Annotated in this window: 16 protein-coding genes; 11 read left to right on the top strand and 5 right to left on the bottom strand. The window is 63.5% G+C overall.

All coding sequences use genetic code 11. From position 1 onward, the window contains the following. Positions 1-43 precede the first annotated feature (43 nt). From AB6809_RS02200 to AB6809_RS02190, 3 genes are read left to right on the top strand one after another with little or no spacing between them, the layout of a single operon-like run. Complete coding sequence (locus AB6809_RS02200) at positions 44-1,123, top strand: ABC transporter ATP-binding protein (protein WP_029966854.1); 1,080 nt, start codon at positions 44-46, stop codon at positions 1,121-1,123. A 2-nt stretch (positions 1,124-1,125) separates the two neighbouring features. Then, the gene (locus AB6809_RS02195) at positions 1,126-2,040 is read left to right on the top strand and encodes an ABC transporter permease (protein WP_029966853.1); all 915 of its coding nucleotides are present in this window, start codon (positions 1,126-1,128) and stop codon (positions 2,038-2,040) included. Continuing rightward, a complete protein-coding gene (locus AB6809_RS02190; RefSeq protein ID WP_006049642.1) occupies positions 2,040-2,969 on the top strand; it encodes an ABC transporter permease in 930 nt (309 codons plus the stop codon). The genes AB6809_RS02195 and AB6809_RS02190 overlap by 1 nt, the downstream gene beginning before the upstream one ends. Positions 2,970-3,018: 49 nt before the next feature. On the opposite strand, the gene AB6809_RS02185 is transcribed toward AB6809_RS02190, so the two are convergent. After that, entirely contained in the window at positions 3,019-3,624 is a 606-nt protein-coding gene (locus AB6809_RS02185; protein ID WP_006049641.1) for a short chain dehydrogenase, read from the bottom strand. A 210-nt stretch (positions 3,625-3,834) separates the two neighbouring features. Then, positions 3,835-4,287, bottom strand: coding sequence for a DUF3005 domain-containing protein (locus AB6809_RS02180; protein WP_006049640.1), 453 nt, complete (start codon positions 4,285-4,287; stop codon positions 3,835-3,837). A 219-nt stretch (positions 4,288-4,506) separates the two neighbouring features. Between AB6809_RS02180 and AB6809_RS02175 the strand changes: the two genes are divergently transcribed. From AB6809_RS02175 to AB6809_RS02165, 3 genes are all read left to right on the top strand, one after another. After that, complete coding sequence (locus AB6809_RS02175) at positions 4,507-4,740, top strand: hypothetical protein (RefSeq protein WP_006049639.1); 234 nt, start codon at positions 4,507-4,509, stop codon at positions 4,738-4,740. A 129-nt stretch (positions 4,741-4,869) separates the two neighbouring features. Then, complete coding sequence (gene epsC / locus AB6809_RS02170) at positions 4,870-5,796, top strand: serine O-acetyltransferase EpsC (RefSeq protein WP_006049638.1); 927 nt, start codon at positions 4,870-4,872, stop codon at positions 5,794-5,796. Continuing rightward, positions 5,796-6,641: an AraC family transcriptional regulator gene (locus AB6809_RS02165; protein ID WP_029966852.1), complete on the top strand. Its 846-nt coding sequence runs from the start codon at positions 5,796-5,798 to the stop codon at positions 6,639-6,641. The genes epsC and AB6809_RS02165 overlap by 1 nt, the downstream gene beginning before the upstream one ends. Before the next feature lie 63 nt (positions 6,642-6,704). On the opposite strand, the gene AB6809_RS02160 is transcribed toward AB6809_RS02165, so the two are convergent. Together AB6809_RS02160 and AB6809_RS02155 are read right to left on the bottom strand one after the other, a co-directional pair. Beyond that, the gene (locus AB6809_RS02160) at positions 6,705-7,223 is read right to left on the bottom strand and encodes a metal-dependent hydrolase (RefSeq protein WP_029966851.1); all 519 of its coding nucleotides are present in this window, start codon (positions 7,221-7,223) and stop codon (positions 6,705-6,707) included. Between the two features lie 170 nt (positions 7,224-7,393). After that, the gene (locus AB6809_RS02155; RefSeq protein WP_006049635.1) at positions 7,394-7,750 is read right to left on the bottom strand and encodes a hypothetical protein; all 357 of its coding nucleotides are present in this window, start codon (positions 7,748-7,750) and stop codon (positions 7,394-7,396) included. 409 nt (positions 7,751-8,159) lie between these two features. Here AB6809_RS02155 and AB6809_RS02150 point away from each other — a divergent pair, with 409 nt between their 5' ends. Next, a complete protein-coding gene (locus AB6809_RS02150) occupies positions 8,160-8,717 on the top strand; it encodes a hypothetical protein (RefSeq protein WP_029966850.1) in 558 nt (185 codons plus the stop codon). 211 nt (positions 8,718-8,928) lie between these two features. Next, on the top strand, positions 8,929-10,884 hold the full coding sequence (locus tag AB6809_RS02145) for a PhoX family phosphatase (RefSeq protein ID WP_029966847.1): 1,956 nt from the start codon (positions 8,929-8,931) through the stop codon (positions 10,882-10,884). A gap of 66 nt (positions 10,885-10,950) precedes the next feature. Here AB6809_RS02145 and AB6809_RS02140 read toward each other — a convergent pair whose 3' ends face one another. Then, entirely contained in the window at positions 10,951-11,418 is a 468-nt protein-coding gene (locus tag AB6809_RS02140; protein WP_029966844.1) for a hypothetical protein, read from the bottom strand. Positions 11,419-11,762: 344 nt separating this feature from the next. Here AB6809_RS02140 and AB6809_RS02135 point away from each other — a divergent pair, with 344 nt between their 5' ends. The 3 genes from AB6809_RS02135 to AB6809_RS02125 are packed head-to-tail and all read left to right on the top strand — an operon-like array spanning position 11,763 to position 14,343. After that, positions 11,763-12,464, top strand: a complete 702-nt coding sequence (locus AB6809_RS02135) for a CDP-alcohol phosphatidyltransferase family protein (protein ID WP_029966842.1) — start codon at positions 11,763-11,765, stop codon at positions 12,462-12,464. Then, positions 12,461-13,318 (top strand): 2OG-Fe(II) oxygenase, encoded by an 858-nt coding sequence (locus tag AB6809_RS02130; protein WP_029966840.1) that lies wholly within the window; start codon positions 12,461-12,463, stop codon positions 13,316-13,318. Before AB6809_RS02135 ends, AB6809_RS02130 begins: the two co-directional genes overlap by 4 nt. After that, positions 13,315-14,343 (top strand): lysylphosphatidylglycerol synthase domain-containing protein, encoded by a 1,029-nt coding sequence (locus AB6809_RS02125; protein WP_029966839.1) that lies wholly within the window; start codon positions 13,315-13,317, stop codon positions 14,341-14,343. Before AB6809_RS02130 ends, AB6809_RS02125 begins: the two co-directional genes overlap by 4 nt. The last annotated feature ends 9 nt before the right edge of the window (positions 14,344-14,352 follow it).

Below are 14,352 nucleotides of genomic sequence, written 5' to 3'. Positions count from 1 at the left end.
TCGCGCGCGACCCGTGACAGGTCGCGCGCATCAGGGAACCGCCATGAAGCATCACTTTGAACAGTTGCGGCTCGATTCGGTGAGCCGCAGTTTCACGAATGCGGAAGGCCAGTCGATCGCGGCGCTGCAAGGGCTCGATCTGGACATCCGGCGCGGCGAGTTCATCGCGTTGCTGGGACCGTCGGGCTGCGGCAAGTCGACGGCGCTCAACTGCATCGCCGGCTTGCAGCCGTTGAGCGGCGGTGGCATCTGGCTCGACGACAAACGTATCGACGTATTGCCGCCGGAAAAACGCGGCTTCGGCATGGTGTTTCAGAACTACGCGCTGTTTCCGCACATGAGCGTGCTCGACAACGTCGGCTTCGGTCTGAAGATGCGCGGCGTCGGCAAAAGCGAAATCATGCGGCGCGCGCGTGAGGCGCTGCAACTCGTGCAGCTCGTCGGCCACGAACGCAAGTTGCCGGGACAGCTTTCCGGCGGCCAGCAACAGCGCGTGGCGATTGCACGCGCCATCGTGATCGAGCCGCCGCTGATTCTGATGGACGAACCGCTTTCGAATCTCGACACGAAGCTGCGCATCGAAATGCGCGCGGAGATCCGGCGCATTCACAGCCAGCTCGAACGCGCGACGCTGTACGTCACGCACGATCAGGACGAAGCGCTTTCAATGGCTGATCGCATCGTCGTGATGAGAGAGGGCGTCGTGCAGCAGGTCGCGACGCCGAAAGAGGTGTACACGCGTCCGCGGAATCTGCATGTCGCGCGTTTCATGGGCTATCGCAATGTCGCCGAATTCACACTCGAAGGCACGCAAGGCGAAGGCGTTCTGGTGAGCGCAGACGGCGTGCGTCTGATCGGCACGCCGATGGCCGGGTTCAACAGCAAGCGCGTGAGCGTCGCGCTGCGTCCAGAAGACATGGAACGCGCGGCGCCTGGCGCGGAGAACGCGTTCGATGCGTTGGTCACCGTCGTCGAATATGGCGGCAACAGTTCGCTGCTGCGCGTGAAGACCGCGTTCGGCGAATTGTGGGCGCGCGTGGCCGGCGAATTCGAAGAGGGCGAGCGCATCAGCCTGCGCGTGCCGCCGTCGCGCACGCTCGTCTACGACGCAGAGGCGGCATAAACATGAATACGCCGACGTATCCCGCGCCTGTTCCGCCGACCGCGCCCACCGCTCGCACCGCTCGCGCAAGACAGCGCGACGGCAAGGCATGGCTTGTTACGCCTGCGCTGCTCGTCATCGTCGCGTTGTTCATCTATCCGTTCGCGTACGGCCTTGCGTTGTCGTTCAGGCCGATGAACGGCGGCAGTGCATGGGCCAACTATCTGACGTTCTTCACCGACACGTCGATGTGGCCGACCATCATCGTCACGCTGAAACTCGCGGTGCCGGCGACGCTGATCAACGTCGGCGTGTCGGTGCCGGTCGCGTTCGCATTGCGTCGGCATTCGCGTTATCAGAAGTTCGTGACGACGTTGCTGGTGATTCCGGTCACGCTCGGCACCGTGCTGATCGCCGACGGCATGCTCACTTACTTCGGACCCAACGGCTGGTTTCCGCAGGCGCTGCAGGGCCTGCATCTCTATACGCGCGAAGTGCGGCTCACGCATAACTTCTGGGGCGTGCTGATTTCGCTGATCGTGTCCGGCTTTCCGTTCGCGTTCCTGTTGACGCTCTCGTATGTGACCGGCATCGATCCGACGCTCGCGAGCGCCGCGGCCACGCTCGGCGCGAGTCCGTGGGAGCAGTTCCGCCGCATCTATTTGCCGCTGCTGATACCGGGCTTGACGATGGCCGCGTGTCTTTCGTTCGTGCAGGCGTTTTCGGTGTTTCCATCGGCGGTGCTGCTGGGTGCGCCAGCAGGGCCGACGCGCGTGATGTCGATTGCCGCCGCCGAAGCCGCGTTCGAAAGTTACGACTATTCGCTCGCGTCGGCGATTGCGATGGTAATGGGCTTCGTGCAACTGCTCGTGGTCGTCGCGATGCTCGGCGCGCGCCGCCTGTCGTATAGCGGCCCGGCAACAGGAGGCAAAGGCTGATGACGAGCGAACATCGCGGCGCGCCGGGCTCATGGCCAAGATCCGCATCCACGCAGCAGGGCGACGACGCTCGCGAACCCCACAAGCGCGCGAAGCAGCGCGCGAGCGTGCCGGGCCGCGTGTGGCGCGTGATCGTGTGGGGCGCGATGGTGTTCTTCCTCGTCAACGTCGTGCTGCTGATCGCGACGGTGGCGGTCAACTCGATCGCGACGCGCTGGTTCGGCACCTTGCTGCCGCAAGGCTTCACGCTGCATTGGTATGCGCAGGCGTGGAGCGATTTTCAACTGGCGAGCGTGCTGTGGGTCACGGTCGAAGTGGTCGGCGCGGTCGTGCTGCTGTCGGTGCTGCTCGGCGTGCCCGCGGCCTATGCGCTTGCGCGCGTGCAGTTTCCCGGCAAGCGCCTCGCGATGCTGATATTCCTGTTGCCGTTGATGGTGCCGCCCGTCACCTATGGCATTCCGATGGCGACCGTGATGTACAAGGTCGGCCTCGCCGGCACGCTGAGCGGCGTGATACTCGCGAACCTCGTGCCCGCGCTGCCGTTCGTGATTCTGGTGATGACGCCTTTCATCGAGCAGATTGATCCGAATCTGGAAGCGGCGGCGCGCATCTTCGGCGCCAACACATTCCGCTATTTCCGCTACGTGCTGCTGCCGCTGCTCGTGCCCGGCATGCTCGCCGCCGCGCTGCTCGTGCTGGTGCGGACCATCGGCATGTTCGAGCTGACGTTTTTCACTGCTGGGCCCGCGACGCAAACGCTTGTGGTCGCGTTGTACTACGCGGTGTTTTCAACGGGCGTGCGCGCGCCGCAATCCATCGACGCGATGGCGATGATCTACATGGCGATCACGCTGATCTGGGTGTTGATCGCGCTGCAGTTCGTGAGCCCGACGCAGATCGTCTCGCGCGTGAAGGAGCAGAAGCATTGAGCGGAGCCGCGCATCGCGCGCGGCTCACACGTGGGCCCACACGCGAGGCTTATTCGCCGACGCGATACACGCGCCCCGTTTGCGCGCCTTCCACGCTGCGCAGATACGCTTGCGCGGCGCGTTGCGCGGTGACCGGCTCGAAGCCGCGGAAGTACGGCGCATAGCTTTCCATCGATTCGCTCAGCACTGTCGGGCTCACGACGTTGATGCGGATGCCGCGCGGCAGTTCGATCGCCGCGCCTCGCACGAAACCCTCTAGCGCGAGATTGACGGTCGTCGCATTCGCGCCTTCGCGGATCGGTTCGTCGGCGAGAATGCCGCTCGTCAGTGTGAACGAGCCGCCGTCGTTCACATAGTTCTGCCCTGCGAGCACGACGTTGATCTGTCCCATCAGCTTGTCGCGCAGGCCGACCCAGAACTGCTCGCTCGTCATTTGCGGCAGCGGTCCGAAATGCACTTTGCCGATGGCCGTGACCACGCCATCCACCTTGCCGATCTCGCGAAAGAGCCGCTCGACGCTCGCAGGGTCCGTGCTGTCCACCTGATACTGGCCGCGCGTCGCGCCCACTTCGATGACTTCATGCCGAGCCTTCAGCTCCGCGCTCACTGCCTGGCCGAGTGTGCCGGTGGCGCCGATCACGAGGATCTTTTTCATTTACCGCTCCGTCGAGTTGATGTGCGCCGATTGTGCACCGGGCCGCATGGCAGAAAAACGCCCGGCGGCGAGCAGGTCTCGCAACCACCGGTTTGTAATCGAAGACATCCGATAAAAAACGCGCATTGCTATTTAAACGGCGTGCGCGCTGTTATCTCCGGACCGCTCGGCTTCATCGCCGTGATTCAAACACGCGCGCAAACCACATGATTATCTAACTCGATGTATTTCGATCACGCGCGTAGGCCGCAAATGATTAAGGGCATAATGGATGCGGCCGCGTTCACCGCGATTCTCGCCCGCACGCGAATAGTCGAAGAGATCCTCTGCGGAATGGATTCCCTGCGGCTCGACCATGCCTTTGTCGACGACGGTATAGCCAGGCTCGAGCGCAAGCAGCAGATGATTGCCGCCGACCCGGCTGTCGAATCCCGCCATGCCGTCGAGCGCTTCCGCCACGCTGTTGACGAGCGTCGCGTTGCTGGTCGTGATTTCGTCGACGGCAATGGGGCTTTGACCCGCAATGCGCGCGGCTTCGTGGTTCTTGCCGTCGGTGTCCACGGTGCTGTCGTGCGTGCGGTCGTTATACAGTTCCGCGCTGCATGAGTGGCTTTTGACGGTTGCTTTGGGCGCGTCTGCGGAATTGTCGATAGCGCTGTTCATATGCATTCTCCTTTCAGGAAGTGAGGTCCCCGAGAGCAAGGTCCGTTCCTTTTGCAGGGCGATTGCGTTCGCGCGTCTTTCGTTTTTTTTAATGAACGCGCATTTTCTACAGAGTATGATCATACTCCGGCGTGGAATTGCTGCCGCTGTTTGCAAACGCGGCGCGATGAACGCGGGCTTACTTAAAACATTCTACGGGGCCGTCAGGGCGGGTGACATATGCACTTTGATGCTGCATTCACACATCGCGGCTATTTGTTAAATTGCGCACCGGCGCGCGCCGGCGATGGCAAGTGGCAGCCTTACGTGGTCATCTCGCGCTCGAGCGACGGCGAGCTCGTCGCCAACCGTTTTTTTCCAACCGACCTTTGCTTCCCCGACGAAGCCACGGCCATCGCCCATGCGCGCGATTGGGCCGTGCGCTGGATCGACGCGAGCAGCGTGACCATCTGAGCGGGCAGTTGCGCCTGGACTTGCATTCGCACTCGCGCTTCGCGCAATGCTGCGCGAGCCCGCGCAAAACGCGGTAATCTCTCGGGACAATCACTCGATACCGTGCTCGCCGCACGGCGCTGTCCGTTTATGCCTAATGTGCCTTCCCAGAACTGGGGCCTCGAACAAATCGTCGCGGACTTGCGCGCGTCGCGTGAAGAACTGCATCGCACGCGGCATCCGCTCGGCATTCGCGAGTTGCCGTCACGCGAAGCGGTGGTCGGCATCGTCGCCGGCTTGCGTGCCGCGCTGTTTCCCACGCACTATGGCGCGCCCGATCTGACTGACGAAACCGTCGACTACTACGTCGGCCATACGTTAGAAAGCACCTTGCGTTTGCTCGCCGAACAGATTCGCCGTGCGCTGCGATTTCTGCCGGAACACGCGCAAACGCCGGAGGCCGAGTTGCGCGAGCGCGCCTTCGAAGTGGCTCGCCAGTTCGGCACGCAGTTGCCGGGCATTCGCGCGCTGCTTGTCAGCGACATTCAGGCCGCGTTCACCGGCGACCCGGCCGCGCAGCACATCACTGAAATTCTGCTTTGCTATCCGGGCGTATGGGCGATGACGCATCATCGTCTCGCGCATGCGCTGCATCGTCTCGGCGTGCCGTTGCTCGCGCGCTTCATCAACGAGATCGCGCACTCCGCGACCGGCATCGACATTCACCCGGGCGCGACGATCGGCCCGAGTTTTTTCATCGACCACGGCACGGGCGTCGTGATCGGCGAAACGGCGATCATCGGCGAGCACGTGCGCGTGTACCAGGCGGTGACGCTCGGTGCGAAGAGCTTTGCCGCCGATGTCGACGGCACGCTCATCAAAGGCAATGCGCGGCATCCTATCGTCGAGGACCACGTCGTGATCTACGCCGGCGCGACCATTCTCGGACGCGTGACGATCGGGCGCGGCTCGGTGATCGGCGGCAATGTGTGGCTCACGCATAGCGTGCCGCCCGGCAGCAGCGTCTCGCAAGGCAAGGTCCGCGAAGGCGAGCGCGGCGACGAAGGGCGGCGCTGATGCCGGCGCGCGACGGGACGCGTGGCCGCGTCCACATGCCCCGTTGCGCGATTGCCGGCGTCGAGGCGACCGTCGCCGAAACCGCGCGCGCGTTTCCGCGACATTCGCATGACCGGTTCGGCGTGGGCGTGATCGTCAGCGGTGGACATAAGTCGGCGAGCGGCCGCGGTCCCGTCGAAGCGCGCATGAACGACACGATCATGGTCAACCCCGGCGAAGTGCACGACGGCAGTCCGCTCGACGAGCGCGGCCGCGCGTGGCACATGCTGTATTTCGAGCCGTCGATGCTCATCAGCGCCGCAGCCGAACTGAACGCGACCGAAGCCCGCGAGGTCGAGCTCACGCAGCCGGTCGCGCACGATCCGCTGCTCAAGCATTTGTTCGAACGATTGTTTGCGATGGCCGTGCAGCCTTCCGCGCGTGACGATCTCGCGTGTGAACAGGCGCTGGTCGAGTTGGTCGCGCATTTGCTGTCCGCGCATGCAACGTGTCGGGCAACCGGTCATGCGCGTATGTTGGGCACGAGTTCGGTTGCGACTATCGCGCATGCGAAAGCACGCATCGACGACGACCCCGCCGCGCCCCTCACACTCGCCGATCTCGCCGACGAAGCGGGCATTAGCCGCTTTCAGTTACTGCGAGCTTTCGCGCACGAAACGGGCTTGCCGCCGCACGCGTACCGGATGCAACGGCGCGTGGTGCTGGCGCGGCAATTGATAGCGCGCGGCGTATCGCTTGCCGACGCGGCGGCTGCGGCCGGCTTCGCCGATCAGAGTCACATGACGCGGGCTTTCGTGCGCCTGCTCGGTGTTACGCCGGCCAACTATGCTGCGGCGATGCGTTAAACAGCGTGGGGGGACGCGTGAGCCGAGCGGCGCTTCGATGCACGTTCGGCATGAAGCGCGCCACTAGAACCGCAGATGCTTCAGCACATCGAGTTCGTGCGTGCCGGGCAGCCCCACATGTCGCCCGATAAACCAGGCCGCGGCCCATGAAGCGGCGACCACGATCAGATCGCAATGTCCGCTATTCCACAGATTCAACGAATGCCGTCCGGCGATCCACGGTACGCCGAGCGGGTTCGGCCAGTCGGCGAGCAGATGCATCAGTCCGCCGCATGCGAAGCCGAAGGCTGCGGCCGCATAGATGGAGTGCCCGAGCTGGAAGTATGAAACCGCGAGCAATGCGATCCAGCCGATGCCCCAGTGCGTCAACGTACGGTGCGTGATCCACAGCTTGCGTTTGCGCGACCACCAGGCGACTTCGAGCCAGTCGGGCGCCGTGCTTCCCGCGACGCCCGCGATAAAGCTCATCAGTACGCCGAGATAAAACAGGCCGTCGTGGCCGCCGCCCGTGTGCATGACGAGCGCCGCGGCAATGGCGCCGGCCGCGAAACCGGTTGCGTGATGTGCGTTGCTCGATGCCATCGGAATGAGTGGCGCGCCGCGCCGCGTGAAGAAGAAAGGGCGGCTATGTTCGCAGATGCCCGCCCAAAAAAATAGCCGGGACGCCGAACTAAAAGTTCATCTCCCGGCATGGCGCGCGAAGCGCGATCCATGCTCGCATCACATGAGAACGAGCATGCCTCGCACAAACCTCACGTCGCGCATCGCGCAATGTTAAAGCGCATTTCCGGTTCCGGCGGATCGTCGGGCGCATTGGCCGGATGCATCACCTTGATGACGGAGCCGGCGTTCGACGGCGTCAGCGTGACGAAGTACGAATTGTTCGAGTCGGAGCCGACTGCGATTTCGGTCGCGGTGCCGACGCGCGACAGACGCACTCGCGACAAACGGCTTTCCAGGCAACTCGCGACGTACGCGGGCGCGCGCTGCGAGGACACATAGATCATGGGCTGCGACGGGTCGCGCGCGGAAGGTCCGCTGGACGAGCCGCAAGCCGCGAGTGTCGTAATGACAGCGGTGGTGGAAGCGAGCAGAAAGATTCGTTTCATGTCGATGTCGTCGGCGTCCGTGGTCGGGCGCGGGAACTTGTGGCGGGCGAAGCATGACGTGCACTAATCAATGCGCTGGCTAATGCAGCGGCCAACGCAATGCACGCTTCGCGACAAAGCCGCTCTTCGCCGGTTTGACAATCGTGCTGCAAGCACGATTTCAATCGCGAGCAAGAAGCGGACGCCCGAGTATACCCAGCACGCATTCGCGCCGTCACTTCCGTTACAAGCTGATACGTCGCTGCGTTTTTGAGCGGCTTTTATAGAGGCTTTACAAGCGGCCGCGCAAATCGCCAGATGCCCGCTTCGACTTGTCCGTTCGTCATAGTGCGACGTTCCGCGCGCTCAAGGCAGGTAGAATTGCAGGCTCGACATGTGTACTAGTCCAGCGAAAGTGAGTGAACCTGCAATGACCGACCCCAACCTTCCATCGTCCGATCCTGCTCTTTCCACGACGGAAGGCTCGTCCGCACCGGACGCCGCGCAACTCGAAGGCGAGCTGGACGTGGTCCACGAAGACCGTCTTTGGCGCGACGACGGCTGGACCGCGCGCGTCATCAAGAACGAAGACGACGAAGGCTGGGCCGTCGCAATGATCAAGGACGGCGAAGCGGAACCCGCGCTCGTCGGCCCGTGGACGATGGGCCGCAACAAGAAAGACCCGAAGCCGCTCGACACCGGCGCATTCAACACGCTCGTCAAAACCGCGTCGGAAGTATTGCGCCGTCATGAGCAGCAGTTGCGCGCGCAGCTTCACAAGGCCGTACGTGTGCCGAGCGCGGACGGCAACGACGAACTCGACATCACGCTCGACATCGTCCCCGACGAAGACGAGCCGTACGCGCTGCTGACCGCACTCGACACTTTCGGCGAGCAGCTCGCGCAAGTGCAGGTCGCGCCGAATTTCAAGCTGAGCAAGGCGAGCGCTTCGGCGTGGGTCGAAAACGAATTCCGCCGTCCTGGCTGAAAATCCCGCTCGCAAAGGAATGAGCAGCGCAGGGTAAGGAATGAGCAGCGCAGGGCAAGCGCCGCAACTATTACTAACGGCTGTCAATATACTTTCACATTCGCTTCATAGAATCCTCGCGTCATAGCGGCGCGAGTGTGAACCATGGTTTCGATCCGGGTCGTGCCGGCTGTGAGTCAACCCACGCCACCACAACCAGGATTACGACAACATGGCAGAGCCGTTCGATCTCTCCCGCCGCAAGGCCCTGAAACTGTTTGCCGGTGTACCGATGCTGCCATTAGGCGGCCTCGCCACCGCGTCCATGTTGAGCGCCTGCGGAGGCAGCAGCAACGATCTCGCGACGACGGTTAAACCGGTTGCCAGCTTCGTGTCGGCGGCTTTCGGTTCGATGGCCGCGCCGACGCTGGCCGACCCCGCGGCGATGGCAAAGACCACGGTCGCCTCCACGCTGACGGTGCAGTTGAGCGACGGCAGCAGCCGCGCGTTTAAACTGTCGTATCAGCCGTTTTTCATCACCGGCGACATGGTGCCGAACATTCAGGGCGGGACGATTCTCGCGGGCGGCTACGTCGACATCAACAATCAGCCGATCGTCGATCAATCCGTGGCCGGCAAGGAGCGCCAGTTCTATTCCGATTGCCCGGACGGCAGCTCGCTGATTCGCCTCGACAATCCCACGGTCAAGGGCATCAAGGGCAAGGCGGTGTTCGCTGTCGTGCAATTCGAATACGCCACGCGCGATCAGAGTCTGGTGTCGATGTACGGCCAGTTGCCGTCGCCGATTGCCGTGCTCACGCTCGACCAGGACCAGGCGACCGGCAAGCTCACGCTGGTCGGCTATCACAACGTGGATACGTCGAAGGTGCATGGCTTGTGGATCACGTGCGGCGCAAGCCTGTCGCCGTGGAATACGCATTTGTCGAGCGAAGAGTACGAGCCGGACGCGGCGACGATCTCTTCCAATAGCCAGTTCAAGGGCTTTAGCCGCAACCTGTACGGCAGCGACACCGCGGCGAATCCGTATCACTACGGCCATTTGCCTGAAGTGACCGTGAATCCCGACGGCACCGGCAGCATCAAGAAACATTACTGCCTTGGCCGCATCTCGCACGAACTGGTTCAGGTAATGCCGGACAAGCGCACCGTGCTGATGGGCGACGACGCCACCAACGGCGGCCTCTTCATGTTCATCGCGGACCGCGAAGCGGACCTGTCGGCGGGCACGCTGTACGTCGCGAAATGGACGCAGGTGTCGTCGAGCGGCGCGGGCGCGGCGACGCTGTCGTGGATAAACCTGGGCCACGCGACGAGCAGCGAAATTGAAGCACTCGCGAACACGCTGACCGCGGCCGACATCATGGACGTCAAGACCGCCGATCCCGCCGACCCGTCGTACACGAAGATCAATTTCAACGGCACGTTCAACTGGATTCGCGTGAAGCCGGGCATGAACAAGGCCGCGACTTTCCTGGAGACGCATCGCTACGCGGCGCTTGCCGGCGCGAGCATGGGCTTCACGAAACTCGAAGGGACGACCGTCAATATCAAGGACAAGGTGCTGTATTCGGCGATGTCGCGTATCGAGAAGTCGATGGTGCGCGGCAATGCGGCATCGACGGATGTCGCGGTCGACAGGACCATCAGCGCCGGCGCGGTCTACGCGCTGAACATGAAGGGCGCCCAGCTCGACCGCAGCGGCGGCGCGATCAATAGCGAATGGGTGCCGGTCGACATGGCGGCGCCCGCGGCGCTCGTCGGCGAGGATCTCTCCACGGCGGATGCGCTGGGCAACACCGCGAACCCAGAGCGCATCGCGAACCCGGACAACCTCAAGTTTTCGGAGAAGCTGCGCACGCTGTTCATCGGCGAGGACAGCGGCATGCACGTGAACAACTTCCTGTGGGCGTACAACGTCGACACGAAGACGCTCTCGCGCGTGCTGTCATGTCCGGCCGGCGCGGAATCGACAGGCCTGCACGCGGTCGATGAAATCAACGGCTGGACCTACGTGATGAGCAATTTCCAGCACGTCGGCGATTGGGAAAGTCCGCTGCACGACAAGGTCAAGGCGACGCTCGATCCGCTCGTGCGCGCCAACTATAAGGACCGCTTCGGCGCGACGGTCGGCTATCTGACGGCCGATCCGACGTCGATCAAGCTGTAACTCTCGCACCCGAGGCGGCGCGCGCCTGCATCGAATCGCCCATGCGCGGGGCGCCCATGCGCCGCCTCAGCTCCGCTTGCAGAAGATCGCCGTGATGAGCGGCGCCACGCGGTGCACGATCGCCGTCCCGCCGGCCGACGTCACCGCGTTCTTCACCTTCGATTCGCTCCCGAACACGACCACGCCATAGGCCGAGCGTGCGACCGGCTCGCCGTCTCCCACGCGGAACATCGGGTCGTCCTTTTCGTAGCCGACCACCGCGAAGACGTGAAATCCGAATGCGCTGAGGTCTGCGCCTTGCGCGGGAGAGAATGCGTTGATCGAATTGCTTTCGACGCGCGTCGGTTTCGGATCGATCAGTTGCTGCCCGGCCAGATCGGCGATGAACTGATGGCCGGTTTCATTGCAGGCGAGCGGCGCGTCGAGCGCGGCGGCATGCACGGCGAGCGGCAGCGCGCCGGCCGCGATAGCGAAGACAGCGAGGACGGCACGGCATAAGGCACGCGATACGGAAGAAGAAAAAAAGCGTTTCATGGCACGGACGGCGGCATAGTCGATCTGGCGCGATGTAGTGTCGATATAGTGTCGATGTAGCGTGTCTACAACGCGCGGCGCGGCGATAAACTCAGAGCAGGCAGCTCGCGAAGACGTTGCGCATTGGTGCGATCGCGCGAGGCCGGCCCAGCAGGACTCGCACTTTATCGCGGTTCGGCAAATCCTGCTTCATTCGCTGTAGGTGACAAATCATCGCAAGTCGTCGGCAAAGCATTAGCAAATTACCGGCAAACGGTTAGCAAACGATTAGCGAGCCCGATAAACCGCAAAGAAACTGACGCGAAGAAAGCAATCTTTCGCGATCCCGTATATATTTCCGGGTTATGAATTCAACACCGCACACTCCAATTAATGTGCCGCCGCCCAAGACCTGGGACGCGCGGCTGGCCCGCCGGCTCGTGACTCCGCTCGTGAACACGCGCGTTTCGCCCAATCATCTGACTACGCTGCGTCTGTTGATCGGCGTCGCAGGCGCGCTGTGCCTCGCGCGCGGCGGCTTCGCATGGGCCAATGCGGGCGCGGTGCTGATCGTGCTTTCAAACTTTGTCGATCACACCGACGGCGAGCTTGCGCGCATCAGCGGCAAGACGAGCCGGATCGGTCATTTTTACGACCTGGCTTCGGACGCGCTCGTCACCGTCATGCTGTTCATGGGCATGGGTATCGGCGCAGGCGCGTCGAATCTCGGCGGCTTCACCGTGGACGCCGGCTGGCTTGGCGCCGTCGCGGGCGTCGCGGTCGCGCTGATTTTCTTTCTGCGCATGCGTATCGAGGAAATGGCGGGCAAGGCGGGCACGAAGCAGGCGGCCGTCGGCGGCTTCGAGACCGAAGACGTACTGTATCTGCTGCCCATCGTCACGTTGACGAGTGTGACGATGCCGTTCGTCGTCGCCGCGTCGATCGGCGCGCCGCTCTTCGCGGTGTGGGTCATGATCGACTACTGGCGCGTGGTGCGCCGCACGGCGCAGCCGTCCGCGGCGGCTGCGGCTGCCACCGAAACGACTCAGGCGTGGGCAGGCAAATGAGTACACACGCCGAAGACGACGTGAGCGCATCGATTCCCGAACAACACGCCGCGGCTGCGCTGGACATAGCCCCGGCAGTTCCCGCAGCCCCGGCAGCGCCGGACGCCGACCGTGCCGTCGCGAGCCGCACCCGTGCATTCGACACTCCGCGGCTGCGCAAGGACTTCGCCGATCAGGGCGCGTTCCTCTACATGGAGGACTTCCTCGCGCCCGAAGTCACCGCGCAACTCGTGCACAGCGCGCGTGCGCTGCTCGACGAAGTGAACCGCAACTATCTGCCGGGCCACAAGCAGGGCGGCAGCGTGAGCCGTCATACGATCGACCGCCTCGCGCCGTTTATCGCCGAGCTGTATCGCTCGAAAGAGCTGATCGGCTGGCTCGAACAACTGAGCGGCGACAAGCTGCAAGTGTCGCCCGCGGACGATCCGCACGCCTACGCGCTCTACTACTACACGCGGCCCGGCGATCACATCGGCTGGCACTACGACACTTCGTACTACGACGGCCGCCGCTACACGTTGCTGCTCGGCGTGATCGACGAATCGTCGTGCCGGCTCGACTATGAATTGCATACGCGCAATCCCGATGTGCCGGACCAACCCGGCTCGGTGCAAATTCCGCCGGGCGGCCTCGTGTTTTTCGACGGCGACAAGCTGCGCCATCGCATCACGCCGGCCGGCCCGAATGAAATGCGCGTATCGCTCACGTTTGAATACGTCACGGACCCGAACATGCGTCCGTGGCGCCGTTTGATTTCCAACATGAAAGACGCGATTGCTTATTTCGGCTTCCGCCAGGTGTTTCGTCAAATGACTCAGGCGAATACCCGCGGTACTCGCAAGGACCGCGCATGACTCGCGCGGCCCTGATTCTGCTGTCGATCGGGACGGCGCTGTTTGTCGGCCTGCTCGCATGGCAGGGTTTCGGTTCGGTCGCCTCGACGCTGCTCGCGGCCGGCTGGGGGCTCGCGCTCGTCGCGGCGTTTCACGTCGTGCCGCTCGCACTCGACGCGGTCGCGATCTCCGTCCTGTTGCCGCGCGGCCGCGAGCGGGCGCCTCATCCGCAGCAGCACCTTGCAGTGCGCGACGCGCTGTTCGCCCGCTGGATCGGCGAATCCGTGAACAGCCTGCTGCCGGCCGGCCAGATCGGCGGGCCTGTGGTGATGGTGCGGCAACTGTCGCAGCGCGGCATGCGCATGCGCGACGCGGCCGCGGCCATCACGGTTAGCACGACGGCCCAGGCGCTCGCGCAAATCATCTTCGCGCTGTTCGGGCTGCTGACGTTCGGCGCCTATGCCGCACACGGCGCGCTGCACGACCTGCAAACCGCGACGTGGATCGCAACGGCCGTGCTCGGCGGCATGATCGTCGGCTTTTATTATGCGCAGCGGCGTGGGCTGTTCGGCCGGCTGCTCGGCGTATTGTCGAAAGTGTTCGGCAAACGCGACTGGTCCGGGCTGATGAACCGCGCCGAAGCCGTCGACGCCGCCGTGCAGGCCATGTACCGCGAGCGCGGCCGGGTCGCGGCGAGCTTCGCGCTCAGCCTCGCCGGCTGGATCGTCGGCACGGTGGAAGTGTGGCTCGCGCTGCGCTTTCTCGGCCATCCCGTCGACTGGGTCGACGCGCTGCTGCTCGAAAGCCTGGGCCAGGCGATTCGCGGCGCGGCTTTCATGATTCCAGGCTCGCTCGGCGTGCAGGAAGGCGGTTATCTGCTGCTCGGGCCGCTGGTCGGTTTGCCGCCGGACGCGGCGCTCGCGCTCTCGCTGACCAAGCGCGCGCGCGAAATCCTGCTAGGCTTGCCGGGTCTGCTGGTTTTGCACTTCAGCGAAAGAAGCTGGCAAAGGCGGCGTGCCCTTGGGCGCGTTCCCGCTGTCGATTAAACTCCGTAT

Origin of the sequence: Paraburkholderia sp. RCC_158 (genome assembly GCF_041355255.1) — a bacterium.
In the GTDB taxonomy this organism is placed as follows: Bacteria; Pseudomonadota; Gammaproteobacteria; order Burkholderiales; family Burkholderiaceae; genus Paraburkholderia; species Paraburkholderia graminis.
The sequence above is the reverse complement of the archived record's forward strand: the minus strand, read 5'-3'. Positions and strand labels throughout refer to the sequence as shown.

What these genes read in the sequence shown, in the direction of transcription:
- AB6809_RS02135 (WP_029966842.1), top strand. Translation starts at nt 11,763, where the DNA reads ATGAATTCAACACCGCACACTCCAATTAATGTGCCGCCGCCCAAGACC.
- AB6809_RS02190 (WP_006049642.1), top strand. Translation starts at nt 2,040, where the DNA reads ATGACGAGCGAACATCGCGGCGCGCCGGGCTCATGGCCAAGATCCGCA.
- AB6809_RS02155 (WP_006049635.1), bottom strand. Translation starts at nt 7,750, where the DNA reads ATGAAACGAATCTTTCTGCTCGCTTCCACCACCGCTGTCATTACGACA.
- AB6809_RS02150 (WP_029966850.1), top strand. Translation starts at nt 8,160, where the DNA reads ATGACCGACCCCAACCTTCCATCGTCCGATCCTGCTCTTTCCACGACG.
- AB6809_RS02160 (WP_029966851.1), bottom strand. Translation starts at nt 7,223, where the DNA reads ATGGCATCGAGCAACGCACATCACGCAACCGGTTTCGCGGCCGGCGCC.
- AB6809_RS02125 (WP_029966839.1), top strand. Translation starts at nt 13,315, where the DNA reads ATGACTCGCGCGGCCCTGATTCTGCTGTCGATCGGGACGGCGCTGTTT.
- AB6809_RS02165 (WP_029966852.1), top strand. Translation starts at nt 5,796, where the DNA reads ATGCCGGCGCGCGACGGGACGCGTGGCCGCGTCCACATGCCCCGTTGC.
- AB6809_RS02175 (WP_006049639.1), top strand. Translation starts at nt 4,507, where the DNA reads ATGCACTTTGATGCTGCATTCACACATCGCGGCTATTTGTTAAATTGC.
- AB6809_RS02195 (WP_029966853.1), top strand. Translation starts at nt 1,126, where the DNA reads ATGAATACGCCGACGTATCCCGCGCCTGTTCCGCCGACCGCGCCCACC.
- AB6809_RS02180 (WP_006049640.1), bottom strand. Translation starts at nt 4,287, where the DNA reads ATGAACAGCGCTATCGACAATTCCGCAGACGCGCCCAAAGCAACCGTC.
- AB6809_RS02140 (WP_029966844.1), bottom strand. Translation starts at nt 11,418, where the DNA reads ATGAAACGCTTTTTTTCTTCTTCCGTATCGCGTGCCTTATGCCGTGCC.
- epsC (WP_006049638.1), top strand. Translation starts at nt 4,870, where the DNA reads ATGCCTAATGTGCCTTCCCAGAACTGGGGCCTCGAACAAATCGTCGCG.
- AB6809_RS02145 (WP_029966847.1), top strand. Translation starts at nt 8,929, where the DNA reads ATGGCAGAGCCGTTCGATCTCTCCCGCCGCAAGGCCCTGAAACTGTTT.
- AB6809_RS02130 (WP_029966840.1), top strand. Translation starts at nt 12,461, where the DNA reads ATGAGTACACACGCCGAAGACGACGTGAGCGCATCGATTCCCGAACAA.
- AB6809_RS02200 (WP_029966854.1), top strand. Translation starts at nt 44, where the DNA reads ATGAAGCATCACTTTGAACAGTTGCGGCTCGATTCGGTGAGCCGCAGT.
- AB6809_RS02185 (WP_006049641.1), bottom strand. Translation starts at nt 3,624, where the DNA reads ATGAAAAAGATCCTCGTGATCGGCGCCACCGGCACACTCGGCCAGGCA.